The organism is Vibrio sp. 1F263, assembly GCF_041439035.1.
GTDB classification, from domain to species: domain Bacteria; phylum Pseudomonadota; class Gammaproteobacteria; order Enterobacterales; family Vibrionaceae; genus Vibrio; species Vibrio tasmaniensis_A.
Genome location: NZ_JBGONI010000001.1, coordinates 45,096 through 58,724, shown reverse-complemented (window position 1 = coordinate 58,724; position 13,629 = coordinate 45,096). Strand labels below are relative to the sequence as shown.

Genomic DNA, 13,629 nt, shown 5'->3' with positions numbered 1-13,629 from the left:
GAACATGATAGGGAGTCTCGGTTTATCGTACTTGATAGAGATCCCCAACTCGCTCGTTCCTCGCTCTTGAGGATGACGTTTTAGTACTAGCTGACTGGGTATGTGCGCTATTTAATCGCGAACATTGAACCAAAGTTAAAACATTGGAACCAGACTTCGCTGCTTGAGAAGCCAATCTTATCAAATCGCTCTCTGTGAACAGGGATCGAATCTGGGCGCATCACGTTTTCAATTGCGCTGCGCTTCTGGCTTACTTCCAGCTCGCTGTACCCGTTAGCACGTTTGAAATCATGGTGCAGGTCGATAAGCAGTTCATTTGAGCTTTCATCTTCGAATACGTATTTTTCTGACAGGATTAAGATCCCGCCTGGGCGCAAGCCAGCGTGAATTTTCTCAAGCAGAGCGTATCGATCGTCCGGAGAAAGAAATTGCAGCGTAAAGTTAAGTACTACAACTGAAGCGTCTTTGATTTCGACTTCACGGATGTCGGCTTCAATCACTTCTACCGGCGTGTCACTGCGGTAAGCATTAACGTGCAATTTGCAGCGCTCAACCATGGCTTCTGAATTATCGATCGCGAAAATCGTGCAGCCTTCTTGCTGAATGTGACGACGCATAGAAAGTGTTGCCGCACCAAGCGAGCATCCAAGGTCATAAATATTTGAATGTGGCTTTACAAAGCGCTCAGCCAGCATGCCGATTGCAGAGATGATATTGCTATAGCCAGGCACCGAACGTTGAATCATATCCGGAAATACTTCAGCAACCCTTGCATCAAAGGTGAAGTCTCCAATTTTATCAATAGGAGCGGAAAAGATATTGTCTGTGTTGCTCATGGCATTTTCTCTCGACAGTCAGCGTAATTGGCACAAAATTCGTACCAAATAAAAGGGGACGTATTTTACGTAAAAAAAGCGCCACTGTCACGAAAACTGAGATTTAGCTCAAGGTTCGAAGTTACTTATAAGTGAGAGGTTAAAACATCGAGATTTGGTGATTGCCTTTTTGAGCCGGAAACTGAGCCAGATCGGGCAGTAATAATGATGTATTTTCAGAGACTTGCTTTTGTAGTCGCTTATAAATAGCAATCGCAAGTTCAGGTGCGTGGTTATTGTCTGGGGTGTGGATCATTAAATAGGGCTGCTTGCCTTCATTAAGCCAGTTTGGGATTTTGGCAAACCAAGGCTTAAAAAACTCAATATTAGGTTCTTGGTCTGGGTGACCAATAAATCGAATCATCGGGTTATTGGCGGTAGCAATTGCATGAACAGGAACACGCGGTTTTTTCTGATGCGCATCGATCACCGCTTCTGTGGTGGGTGGCGCAGAGAAAACGGGGCGGCTGTCCATAATGATGCGATTGACGCCTTCCTCAACCAGCCATTGGTTGAAGCGTTTTTCCGCATCGCCCTTATCAAAGAAACCCAAGTGTCGAACTTCGACGCCAAGCTGCATATCTTTTGGGAATAAGGTGCAAAACTTTTGTAGTGCAGGCAGCATGCAGGGCTCAAAACTGTGCGGCAGCTGAATCGTCCATTGACCAATGCGGTCATGCAGTGGCGACATCGTCATCAAGAACTCTTTGAGTTCAGCTTGGCAGTGTCTGAGTTGTTGCTGGTGGGTGATGAATTTGGGCAATTTGAAGGTGAACTTGAAATCGTCGTGACTGGCGGCTTTCCAATTATGAACGGTAGACATACTTGGCGTAGCGTAAAAGGTCGTGTTGCCCTCGACGGTATGAAAAACTTGGGTGTACTTTTCTAAGCGTTCAGCAGGCTTGGTTCCCTTGCCATAGAACTGACTTTGCCACTCAGAGTGAGACCACATGGTTAATCCAAGTCTTAGAGGTAAAGTTTCTGTTGTTATTACACGATCATCCATCTATTACACCGTTATCCATCACGCCATCAGTCATTACAAAAAGTTTTTGGGTTGAAATGAAAATCTACTTTACGAGAGTTTTGCTGATTAAGGTACTTTCGAGATATAATTATCGCAATTTTTTCGGTTTTGATGAATCTTTGCGCACTTGATGGGCTAAAAAGCAGCAAAGCCAGATAAAACACAATAAATTCGAATGTGGAAGGTCGATTTTAAGCGAGTTTCCGCGTATAAATGTTCCTTTGCTCTGTTGTGTGGAATGACCACTGACAGCTTGGAAATTAGTAAATTATTAAGAGATTGGGAAATTCATTATGCGTACCCATTACTGTGGTAACCTGAACAAGTCCCTGGCGGGACAAACTGTAGAATTGTGCGGCTGGGTAAACCGTCGCCGTGATTTAGGCGGTCTTATCTTTATTGATATGCGTGATCGTGAAGGCATCGTTCAGGTTGTTGTCGATCCAGATATGAAAGATATCTTCCCGATCGCTAACCAACTGCGTAATGAATTCTGTATCAAGTTTACTGGTGAAGTACGTGTTCGTCCGGACAGCCAAGTAAATAAAGACATGGCTACTGGTGAAGTAGAACTTTACGCGACTGGTCTAGAGATCATCAACCGTTCAGAAGCGCTTCCACTAGACTTCAACCAAACGAACTCTGAAGAGCAGCGTCTTAAGTACCGTTACATCGATCTTCGTCGTCCAGAAATGAGCGACCGTATCAAGCTTCGTGCACGTGCTTCTAGCTTCGTTCGTCGTTTCCTAGATGAGAACCTATTCCTAGACATCGAAACGCCAGTACTAACAAAAGCGACACCAGAAGGTGCTCGTGACTACCTAGTACCAAGCCGTGTTCACAAAGGTAGCTTCTACGCACTTCCTCAATCTCCTCAGCTGTTCAAGCAACTGCTGATGATGTCTGGTTTTGACCGTTACTACCAAATCGTTAAATGTTTCCGTGATGAAGATTTACGTGCTGACCGTCAGCCTGAATTTACTCAAATCGATATCGAAACATCTTTCATGACTTCTCAAGAAGTACGTAACGTGACTGAGAAGCTTGTTCACGATATGTGGAAAGAACTTCTAGATGTTGAACTAGGTCAATTCCCAGTAATGCCTTTCTCTGAAGCGATTCGTCGTTTCGGTTCTGATAAGCCAGATCTACGTAACCCACTAGAGCTAGTTGACGTTGCTGACTTGGTTAAAGACGTTGAATTCAAGGTATTCTCTGGCCCAGCTAACGACGAAAAAGGTCGCGTAGCAGTTATCCGTGTTCCAGGTGGTGCTAAGCTAACTCGTAAGCAAATCGACGGTTACGCTGAACACGTAAACATCTACGGCGCGAAAGGCCTAGCTTGGATGAAGGTTAACGACCGTGCTGCAGGCATGGAAGGTATTCAATCTCCAGTTGCTAAATTCCTAAGCGAAGACGTAATCAACGGTATTCTTGATCGCACTCAAGCTGAATCTGGCGATATCATTCTGTTCGGCGCAGACAAAGCGGGCATCGTTGCTGAAGCAATGGGCGCACTTCGTCTTAAACTAGGTACTGATCTAGAGCTAACAGACACATCTGCATGGGCTCCACTGTGGGTTGTTGACTTCCCAATGTTCGAAGAAGACGGCGAAGGTAACCTACACGCAATGCACCACCCATTCACATCACCACTAGGTGTGAACGCGGAAGAGCTTAAAGCGAACCCAGCAGCAGCAAACTCTGATGCATACGACATGGTAATCAACGGCTACGAAGTAGGCGGCGGTTCTGTACGTATTCACAACGCAGAAATGCAAACAGCGGTATTCGGTATCCTAGGTATCGAAGCACAAGAACAACAAGAGAAGTTCGGCTTCCTACTTGAAGCGCTTAAGTACGGTACGCCACCTCACGCAGGTCTAGCATTCGGTCTTGACCGTCTAGCAATGCTGCTTTGTGGTACTGAGAACATCCGTGACGTTATCGCATTCCCGAAAACAACAGCTGCAGCATGTCTACTAACAGACGCGCCAAGCCTAGCGAACCCAGCATCACTGGAAGAGCTAGCAATCGCAGTTAAATTGGCAGAGAAAAAAGAGCAAGCGTAAGCCTGTTATCTTTTCTTGTTGATGAAGAGCTCATACTTGATAGAGAGCTCTTAATTAATTAGCCAAGACTTACCAGTAAATTAGAAAATGCCCGTTAATTTGACGGGCATTTTTTTTTGCGTTCGATATACTAAGCTCATAAAGCATGTATAAATAATCAGTATTGAAGTTATGTCTATTATCTTAGGGATTGATCCTGGCTCTCGCATTACCGGCTATGGCGTGATTCGCCAAAATGGTCGCCATCTATATTACTTAGGTAGTGGTTGTATTCGCACTTCCGAAAAAGAATTGCCGGGTCGACTAAAACAGATTTACGCTGGCGTGAGCGAAATCATCACTCAGTTTCAGCCAGATGTGTTTGCGATCGAGCAGGTTTTCATGTCGAAGAATGCTGATTCTGCACTTAAGCTTGGACAAGCTCGTGGTAGTGCGATTGTAGCCGCGGTGAATGCGGATTTACCTGTTCATGAATATGCAGCTCGTTTGATCAAACAAGCGGTGACGGGTAATGGTGGTGCTGATAAGTCGATGGTCCAGAACATGGTGATGAGCATGCTCAAACTACCTGCCAAACCACAAGCCGATGCAGCCGATGCTCTAGGCGTAGCGATCACTCACGCTAACACCAATAAAACCTTGGTCGCACTTGCAGGAAAAGCAACGGGAGCAAGAAAAGGGCGTTACCGTTAAATCTCATTCTATTGTTAGTTCCTAATTCTGCCTTTTAAACTTATTCTATTGATGAGCCTCACGCCCTGTTTGGCTCATATCAAAACAATACGCCTCTAAATCCTTGATGAAATGAGATCTTTCGAACATAACCCAGATAATAACATTGCGTATCATTTAACATGTCATTAACATTGGTCGGAGGTCTTACAAGTTAATCAAGGATGATCACTGATGAACCCAATCAAGCTGTGGCGCGCGCTGTTTCTACCTAAAAACAATGGGTGGAGTAACAACGAAGTCAGACAAGCCGATATCTTATTACTCTTCACTTTTATCGCATTCTTCGTGGGTGTCTATAGCTTAATCAAGTGGACTAAGCACGAAGAGCAACTTCTGATCGCCACATCTGTATTTCTTATCGTATTCGAACTGATCTCTGCACTGCTACTTCGTGTGACGAGTAAGCCGAGCCTTGCACTTAACTTTGGTTTTGTCGGCATGGCGGTACACGCGTTGAACATCATTTATCAAAGTGGTGGGGTTGTGGCTTCCACTCAAGCTTATTGGGTGCCTTTGTTAGTGGTCGCTTTTTTCTTGTCAGGAACACGAATTGTGGCTTTGGTGTGGAGTGGACTGGTTATCGGCGTTTCATTAGTGATGACCTCAGCACATCTCAATGGATTTGCATTTCCTCTACTTGAGCTAACCCCCGATGCGGTAGTGGTAGAAACTTGGTCTGGTGTGATTATGCCGCTGGTGGTGATCTGCATTGCCCAAGCCTTTACCGCTAAGCAAAAAGAGGTGGCGATTGAAATGGCAGAGGATGCGATTTCAGAAAGCCAACACGTTGCCAACCAAGCGACGCAAAGTGAAGGTCGGCTCTCTATCGTGCTCGACCAAGCCAATTCGAATTCAGAGAGCCTACAAGGTGTTTCGGTTCATTTAGATCAGCAGTCACAAGACTTGCATGCTCAAGTCGAAGTGTTGAATGTCAATTGTGAATCTCAAGCGAGCGCTGCAGAAGAGATGAGCCAACAACTCCATCAAATGACTCAAGGCATCGAAGAATCCAATTCATTTGTAGGTGAACTGAAAGACCGTAGCGAAGCGGTTGGCACAAAAGCGCAAAAGAGCTCAGAGTCGCTAGAAGCGTCAACCAGTGCAATCAGTCAGATCATTCAAAGTAATCAAGAGATAATGAAAGTCGCTGATTTGATCACTTCGGTTGCTGAGCAAACCAACCTGTTAGCACTCAACGCGGCAATCGAAGCTGCGCGTGCAGGTGAAGAGGGACGAGGCTTTGCTGTCGTCGCTGATCAAGTGCGAGAATTATCGGCGAAAAGCAGCCATTCCGCGATAGAGATTCGAACTTTGTTAGACCGCAGTAAAGAAGAAGTTGAACACGGAAGAGCGATTATCGAAACCACGGCAAGCGAGATGAACGGTATTATCTCTGAGGTGCAAACCATATCAACAGATGTTAATCAGCTTACCAATATTATGGCGATGCAGATGAATTCGTTAAAAGAGCTCGATCTCGCCAGTTCAGAAGTTGCCCAAAGTGTGGCGGAAACTAAATCGGTGTCAGGCTTAGTCGCTAATTATGGTTCTGAGCTAACAGGTCATGTGACTTCGGTTAAAGAACTGGTCGCGAGCTTGAACTGCGTGGTCTCGCAAGCCAAACAAGCCTAAATTATTCACTTCAAAAAACACAAAGAACTGGATAAGTATCCAGTTCTTTTATATTCTGTCCCTCAAATTAAATTCCATCAAGAGAGTGAATTGTGATCGGACGTCTCCGCGGTACATTAATAGAAAAACAGCCACCAGAGTTATTGATTGAAGTCAGTGGTGTTGGTTATGAAGTTCAAATGCCAATGAGCTGTTTTTATGAGTTACCAAACGTAGGCGAAGAGGCAATTATCTACACTCATTTTGTGGTACGTGAAGATGCTCAGCTACTTTATGGTTTTAACACGGTTAAAGAGCGTGCCTTGTTCCGTGAAGTGATTAAAGCTAATGGTGTCGGCCCTAAACTTGGTCTTGGGATTCTTTCAGGCATGACCGCTAGCCAATTCGTTCAGAGCGTTGAACGAGAAGATATCTCTACGCTGGTTAAACTGCCGGGTGTGGGTAAGAAAACGGCAGAACGCCTTGTTGTTGAAATGAAAGACCGCCTGAAAGGGTGGGGCGCAGGTGATCTGTTTACACCTGCAACAGATGCAGCGCCAATGGACTCTATGCCAACGGTGCACGACGCGGAAGAAGAAGCGGTAAGTGCGCTACTTGCATTAGGCTACAAGCCGACTCAAGCTTCTAAGGTGGTTTCTCAAGTAGCTAAAGATGGCATGACCAGCGAACAGTTGATTCGCGAAGCTCTGAAATCGATGGTTTAATACCTCATATACTTGTTCTACAAAATAGACTCATTCACTTTGCCTTTACACTGAATCAAGAAGCGCAGAGTCAACAAGAGCATAGTTAGGAATAGCAGAATTTATGATTGAAGCCGATCGCCTTATTGCACCGGACAACCCAGTATTCAAAGATGAAGATGTCATTGATCGTGCAATACGCCCTAAAGCACTGGCTGACTATCAAGGTCAGGATCACGTCCGTGGTCAGATGGAAATTTTCATCAAAGCAGCACAAATGCGTAATGAAGCGCTCGATCATCTGTTGATATTTGGTCCTCCAGGCTTGGGCAAAACCACATTGGCAAACATTGTTGCTAATGAAATGGATGTGAACATTCGTACCACTTCAGGACCTGTATTGGAAAAAGCAGGTGACTTGGCGGCATTGCTGACCAACCTTGAAGAAAATGATGTTCTATTCATTGATGAGATCCACCGCCTTAGTCCTGTGGTTGAAGAGGTTCTGTATCCGGCAATGGAAGATTACCAATTAGATATCATGATTGGTGAAGGCCCAGCGGCACGTTCTATCAAGATCGACCTTCCTCCTTTCACTTTGATTGGCGCAACCACTCGTGCTGGTTCACTGACATCGCCGTTGCGTGACCGTTTCGGTATTACTCAGCGTCTTGAGTACTATAAAGTTGAAGATTTACAAAACATCGTTCAACGAAGTGCTGATTGTCTTGGTCTTTCTATGGAATCGCAAGGGGCGTTAGAAGTTGCTCGTCGAGCTCGTGGTACGCCACGTATTGCTAACCGTTTACTGCGCCGTGTTCGTGACTATGCGGAAGTGAAAGGCGATGGACATATTTGCCCAGAGGTTGCTGATAAAGCGCTAAACATGTTGGATGTCGATGCTAAAGGTTTCGACTACATGGATAGGAAGCTTTTGCTTGCGATTATGGAGAAGTTTGGTGGTGGGCCGGTTGGTATAGACAACATGGCTGCGGCGATTGGTGAAGAAAGAGATACCATTGAAGATGTGTTAGAACCTTACTTGATTCAACAAGGTTATCTACAAAGAACGCCAAGAGGTCGAATCGCGACCGACAGAGCGTATTTACACTTCGGCATCGATAAACCATCTAATCGTTAATTTATTCATTTTTAAAGATCCCAGTTGCATAAGCGCTGGGATTTTTTGCTTTCTATTGAATAACAACTCTTTGAGCGAGTCGATAAAAAAAGCTGAATGGCTCCCTCAAAAATGAAAACTTTGATTTCACGTTTGAATTGAGTAACAAAAAGTGAAATAAGCTGTTATGTTTTTTGTTAATACTTTATGGGTAGTTGTAATTCATATGTTGATGCAGTGCTGAGCTTTTGTCACAGATATCATATGCTGCTATTAATAGAGACATAATTGGTGTGATTTTAATCATAACTGTTCAAAAATAACTCTAATTTGCTTGAATAAAATTGATACAAATCAACGCAAGGTTCTCCTATAAACCTTTTGAAACATACTGATTTTACCAGTAATATTAGCGTCAGCTATATTAGCTCATGCTTAACAATAATCTAACTATAACGGTACGTTTTTACTACAAATTTCAATTTGTAATAACAATCTCACGAATTGTTTTAACACAGATTTTTGCGGTGAATAATCACACAAGTGTCATTCAGCCGACACAAAGGAGTTACCATGATTGATGTTGTTGATCTGTCGCGATTGCAATTTGCATTTACAGCGATGTATCACTTCCTATTTGTTCCACTGACTTTAGGTATGGCATTTCTACTTGCCATTATGGAGTCAGTTTATGTAATGACTGGCAAGCAAATTTACAAGGACATGACTAAGTTCTGGGGTAAATTGTTTGGTATTAACTTTGCTCTTGGTGTAGCGACAGGCTTAACCATGGAGTTCCAGTTCGGTACTAACTGGTCATACTATTCTCATTATGTTGGCGACATCTTTGGTGCTCCGCTGGCTATCGAAGCGCTTGTTGCATTCTTCCTAGAGTCTACTTTTGTTGGTCTTTTCTTCTTCGGTTGGGACAGATTGTCAAAGCGTCAACACTTAGCGGTAACGTGGTTAGTAGCACTTGGTTCTAACTTCTCTGCGCTTTGGATCTTGGTAGCTAACGGCTGGATGCAAAACCCAGTGGGTGCGGAATTTAACTTTGAAACTATGCGTATGGAAATGGTGAGCTTCGCTGAAGTTGTACTAAACCCAGTAGCACAGGTTAAATTCGTACACACAGTAGCGTCTGGTTACACAACGGGTGCAATGTTCATCCTTGGTATCAGCTCATACTACATTCTTAAAGGTCGTGACCTTGCCTTTGCTCGTCGCTCTTTTGCGATTGCAGCATCTTTCGGTATGGCGGCAATCTTGTCAGTAATCGTGCTAGGTGATGAATCTGGTTACGAGCTTGGTGAAGTTCAAAAAGTGAAGCTAGCAGCTATTGAAGCTGAATGGCACACTGAAGAAGCACCGGCCGCATTCACTGTATTTGGTGTTCCAAACCAAGAAACCATGCACACAGACTACGCAATTAAGATCCCTTACGTTATGGGTATTATTGCAACACGTTCTTTTGATACAGAAGTAACAGGACTACGTGACTTGCGCGACGATCACGTTGATCGTATTCGTACCGGTATGTATGCGTATGAGTTGCTTGAAAAGCTACGTGGTGGTGACCGTTCAGAAGAGAACAAAGCGGCATTTGATGAAGTAAAAGGTGACCTAGGTTACGGTCTGCTTCTTAAGCGCTACACAGACGATGTTGTTGATGCAACAGAAGACCAAATCCAAATGGCTGCGGATGATTCTATCCCAACAGTTTGGCCTCTATTCTGGTCGTTCCGTCTGATGGTTGCTTGTGGCTTCATCATGCTGTTTGTATTCGGTGCGGCGTTTGTTCAAACGTGTCGTCAGAAGATCGAACAGAAACCATGGGTACTTAAAGCGGCGCTATTCTCAATTCCACTACCTTGGATTGCGATTGAAGCAGGTTGGTTTGTTGCTGAATTTGGTCGTCAACCATGGGCGGTGGGTGAAATCCTGCCGGTTAACGTTGCTGCATCAGCACTGACTATTGAACAGCTTTGGACTTCTCTATTTGCAATTCTTGCACTGTACACAGTGTTCTTGATTGCTGAAGTTTACCTAATGCTGAAATTCGCACGTAAAGGTCCAAGTAGCTTAAAGACAGGCCGTTACCACTTTGAACAAAACGATAACTCTGTTGAAGACAAAGTTAGCCGTTCAGTCGAAGTATAAGTGAGGGAATATTATGTTTGATTACGAAAGCTTACGACTTATTTGGTGGGTATTGATCGGTGTTCTACTGGTTGGTTTCGCCGTAACTGACGGCTTTGACATGGGTGTTGCTGCTCTTTCACCGGTTATCGGTAAGAGCGACACTGAACGTCGTATTATGCTGAATACTATTGCCCCTCACTGGGATGGCAACCAAGTATGGCTAATTACGGCTGGTGGTGCATTGTTCGCTGCATGGCCATTGGTTTACGCAACGTCGTTTTCTGGTTTCTACTTCGCAATGTACGTGACGCTAGCAGCACTTTGGCTACGTCCACTTGCTCTTGATTACCGTTCAAAGATTGAAGAGCCAAAATGGCGTAAGGCATGGGACTACGCACTTTGCTTTAGTGGCACAGTTCCGCCAATCATCTTTGGTGTGGCATTTGGTAACTTACTGCAAGGTGTTCCATTCGAACTGAACTACCTGATGATGTCTAAGTATCATGGTACGTTCTTCGCTCTGCTAAACCCGTTTGCATTACTATGTGGCGTGTTGGCTCTGATGTTGTTCGTGATGCAAGGTGCAACATGGCTTCAAATGAAGACAACAGAAGAACTGCACAGCCGCGCACGTAACGTTGCTCAGATCACTGGCCTAATTGCTATTGCTCTGTTCGTTATCGGTGGTTTCTGGGTTCAATCTATCGAAGGCTATGTAATTACAAGCACGATAGACACGTTTGCTGATTCAAACCCACTAAATAAAGAAGTATCACTTCAAGTTGGTGCTTGGATGACAAACTTCGAAACTTATCCAGCAATGTGGGCTGCGCCGATCCTTGGTGTAGCAATGCCACTGCTTGCTGTGATTGCATCTCGCTTTGAGCGTGGTGGTTTCGCATTCTTGTTCTCAAGCCTATCGAACGCTGGTGTTATTCTAACGGCTGGTTTTGCAATGTTCCCATTCGTAATGCCATCAAGCCTGAACCCTAACCATAGTTTGACTATGTGGGATTCAACAGCAAGTGAGCTAACGCTTGGTCTTATGACTGGAGTTGCGGCGGTAATGGTTCCTGTGATTCTTGGCTACACAACGTGGACATACTACAAAATGTTCGGTCGTCTAGATAAGAAACACATCGAAGATAACGACGTTTCAGCTTACTAAGCTAGAAGTTAAATAACTTAGGAGAAATTTTATGTGGTATTTCGCATGGATTTTGGGTGTACTTCTAGCATGTGCATTCGGCATCATCAATGCTCTATGGTTAGAGCATTCAGAAATGATGGATAAAGACAGTGAGTAATCTCGCAGAGCAAATCGCTAAACTGCATCAACCAATGGATAAGACTCTGTTAAGAGCTTTATCTCTAGTATTGGGGTTCATGCATGTAGGTTTAGTGATGTGGGAACCTGAAGCGTATGCGACAAGTATCGGTGGCTTTAACGCGATCATCGGGCCAATGTTCATTTGGGCAGCATGTTCAAGCATGGTTTACGGTATCGGATTTAAGCCGAGAGCTTGGATGTGGCAACTACTGTTCAGCCCATACGTTTCACTCACAATTTTGCTCTACCTAACGGTGCTGCGCCTTTTATAAAAGGCAAAGGATTTAGGTTAATAACGACGTGAACCTTTATACTTGTTGGGTTTTTAGCCAAAAAGAGGTCATCTTATACAGATGGCCTTTTTTTTCGTCTCTTAAATCAAAAAATTCACAGCGATATACTATTAATGATAAGGAGTTAGGTTATAGTGAGATCTTTATCGTTTTGAATTGTGGTATCAAATTGCAGGGATTATCTAAGCCATTTACGTGGCCAGTGACAGTGTATTACGAAGACACCGATGCAGGTGGTGTTGTATACCATTCAAACTATCTTAAGTTTTTCGAACGCGCTCGAACTGAGATGTTGCGCTCAATTGGCGTCTCTCAGCAAGTCTTGTTAGAACAAAATATCGGTTTTGTAGTCCGACATATGGACATCGATTTTATTCAAGGTGCGCGCCTTGATGATTCTTTACAAGTCATTACAAATATTTACGAGTTGAAGCGAGCTACCTTGGTCTTCTGTCAAGAGATCGTAAATCCTGATGGCAAAGCATTGTGTAAAGCAATGGTTAAGGTAGCATGTATCGACAATCAAAAAATGAAACCCAAAGCAATGCCAACATTTATTCTCACGGAGCTAACGAATAGTGACTGCTGAAATCTCAATCTTAGGCCTAATTTTAGAAGCTAGCTTACTAGTTAAGATGGTCATGCTAATTCTCATGGGCATGTCTGTTGTTTCTTGGGCGATGATCATCAAACGAAGCAAAGTATTATCTCAAGCTACTAAACAAACTGACGTGTTTGAAGATAAGTTCTGGTCTGGTGTTGATCTCGCTAAATTGTATCAAGAGAGTAATAAGCGCAAAGACGAACTCTCTGGTACTGAAGAGATTTTTTACGCCGGCTTTACAGAGTTTGCTCGCCTTCGAAAATCAAATGCAGCGTCTCCAGACTTCATAATGGAAGGTACTGGCCGTGCAATGCGTGTTGCGGTTGCCCGCGAAGTTGATGAACTGGAAACTAACTTACCTTTTTTGGCGACTGTCGGTTCTATCAGCCCATACATCGGCCTATTTGGTACGGTTTGGGGCATCATGCACTCATTCATCGCATTAGGTGAAGTGAAGCAAGCGACATTAGCAATGGTTGCTCCTGGTATTGCAGAAGCACTGATCGCGACAGCAATGGGTCTATTCGCTGCGATTCCAGCAGTAATGGCGTACAACCGCTTCAGCAGCCGAGTAGGCAAGCTAGAGCACAACTACGCGACTTTCTCTGAAGAGTTTCACAGTATTCTTCACCGTCAAGCGATGGCTGGCAGGGAATAATAGATGGCCGGATACCAACCTAAAAAACGCAAAATGACAGCAGAGATTAACGTTGTACCTTACATCGACGTTATGCTTGTTTTGCTGATCATTTTTATGGTGACTTCGCCATTCGTTACTCAAGGCGTAGATGTTGAATTGCCTAAGGCTTCAACGGCTCAGTCTGCACAAGATCTATTGGGTGACGACAATGCGAGCTTTATTATCGTTGAAGTGAACAAAGACGGTGAGCTTGGTTTGAGCGTTAATAACGAAGAGGTTCAGCGAGGCTTGTCTCTGGAAGATATTATCGTCCGAGTGAAGGCGGAACTGTCTCTGAACCCAAATTCTCCAGTGGCGGTTGGCGGTGATGCAGCAACGCCTTACGCTGAAGTGGTTATCTTACTTGATGAATTAAGCCGTGCAGGTGTGCCAAAGGTTGGCCTTTTAACGGATATAAGGGAATAGCTCCGTAGCAT

General features: G+C 44.2%; 14 protein-coding genes. 12 read left to right on the top strand and 2 right to left on the bottom strand.

Annotated features, from left to right (window positions below; genetic code table 11):
• Positions 1-107: 107 nt before the first annotated feature.
• Complete coding sequence (gene cmoA / locus ACED25_RS00275) at positions 108-836, bottom strand: carboxy-S-adenosyl-L-methionine synthase CmoA (protein WP_017062083.1); 729 nt, start codon at positions 834-836, stop codon at positions 108-110.
• 139 nt (positions 837-975) lie between these two features.
• Positions 976-1,881: a DUF72 domain-containing protein gene (locus ACED25_RS00270; RefSeq protein ID WP_371694397.1), complete on the bottom strand. Its 906-nt coding sequence runs from the start codon at positions 1,879-1,881 to the stop codon at positions 976-978.
• Positions 1,882-2,195: 314 nt separating this feature from the next.
• Here ACED25_RS00270 and aspS point away from each other — a divergent pair, with 314 nt between their 5' ends.
• From aspS to tolR, 12 genes are all read left to right on the top strand, one after another.
• Positions 2,196-3,974, top strand: a complete 1,779-nt coding sequence (gene aspS, locus ACED25_RS00265; RefSeq protein WP_017062081.1) for an aspartate--tRNA ligase — start codon at positions 2,196-2,198, stop codon at positions 3,972-3,974.
• A gap of 171 nt (positions 3,975-4,145) precedes the next feature.
• A complete protein-coding gene (gene ruvC / locus ACED25_RS00260; protein ID WP_009846369.1) occupies positions 4,146-4,667 on the top strand; it encodes a crossover junction endodeoxyribonuclease RuvC in 522 nt (173 codons plus the stop codon).
• 213 nt (positions 4,668-4,880) lie between these two features.
• The gene (locus tag ACED25_RS00255; protein ID WP_371694396.1) at positions 4,881-6,341 is read left to right on the top strand and encodes a methyl-accepting chemotaxis protein; all 1,461 of its coding nucleotides are present in this window, start codon (positions 4,881-4,883) and stop codon (positions 6,339-6,341) included.
• Between the two features lie 92 nt (positions 6,342-6,433).
• A complete protein-coding gene (gene ruvA / locus ACED25_RS00250) occupies positions 6,434-7,045 on the top strand; it encodes a Holliday junction branch migration protein RuvA (RefSeq protein ID WP_009846371.1) in 612 nt (203 codons plus the stop codon).
• Positions 7,046-7,148: 103 nt separating this feature from the next.
• Positions 7,149-8,165: a Holliday junction branch migration DNA helicase RuvB gene (gene ruvB / locus ACED25_RS00245; protein ID WP_009846372.1), complete on the top strand. Its 1,017-nt coding sequence runs from the start codon at positions 7,149-7,151 to the stop codon at positions 8,163-8,165.
• A gap of 552 nt (positions 8,166-8,717) precedes the next feature.
• On the top strand, positions 8,718-10,304 hold the full coding sequence (cydA, locus tag ACED25_RS00240) for a cytochrome ubiquinol oxidase subunit I (protein WP_009846373.1): 1,587 nt from the start codon (positions 8,718-8,720) through the stop codon (positions 10,302-10,304).
• A 13-nt stretch (positions 10,305-10,317) separates the two neighbouring features.
• Positions 10,318-11,454: a cytochrome d ubiquinol oxidase subunit II gene (gene cydB / locus ACED25_RS00235; protein ID WP_122046858.1), complete on the top strand. Its 1,137-nt coding sequence runs from the start codon at positions 10,318-10,320 to the stop codon at positions 11,452-11,454.
• A 31-nt stretch (positions 11,455-11,485) separates the two neighbouring features.
• On the top strand, positions 11,486-11,593 hold the full coding sequence (cydX, locus tag ACED25_RS00230) for a cytochrome bd-I oxidase subunit CydX (protein WP_000270284.1): 108 nt from the start codon (positions 11,486-11,488) through the stop codon (positions 11,591-11,593).
• Positions 11,586-11,888 (top strand): cyd operon protein YbgE, encoded by a 303-nt coding sequence (gene ybgE, locus ACED25_RS00225; protein ID WP_009846375.1) that lies wholly within the window; start codon positions 11,586-11,588, stop codon positions 11,886-11,888. Before cydX ends, ybgE begins: the two co-directional genes overlap by 8 nt.
• 172 nt (positions 11,889-12,060) lie before the next feature.
• A complete protein-coding gene (ybgC, locus tag ACED25_RS00220; RefSeq protein ID WP_017104273.1) occupies positions 12,061-12,498 on the top strand; it encodes a tol-pal system-associated acyl-CoA thioesterase in 438 nt (145 codons plus the stop codon).
• A complete protein-coding gene (gene tolQ, locus ACED25_RS00215; RefSeq protein WP_009846377.1) occupies positions 12,488-13,171 on the top strand; it encodes a protein TolQ in 684 nt (227 codons plus the stop codon). Before ybgC ends, tolQ begins: the two co-directional genes overlap by 11 nt.
• Positions 13,172-13,174: 3 nt before the next feature.
• Positions 13,175-13,618, top strand: a complete 444-nt coding sequence (gene tolR, locus ACED25_RS00210) for a protein TolR (RefSeq protein ID WP_371694395.1) — start codon at positions 13,175-13,177, stop codon at positions 13,616-13,618.
• The last annotated feature ends 11 nt before the right edge of the window (positions 13,619-13,629 follow it).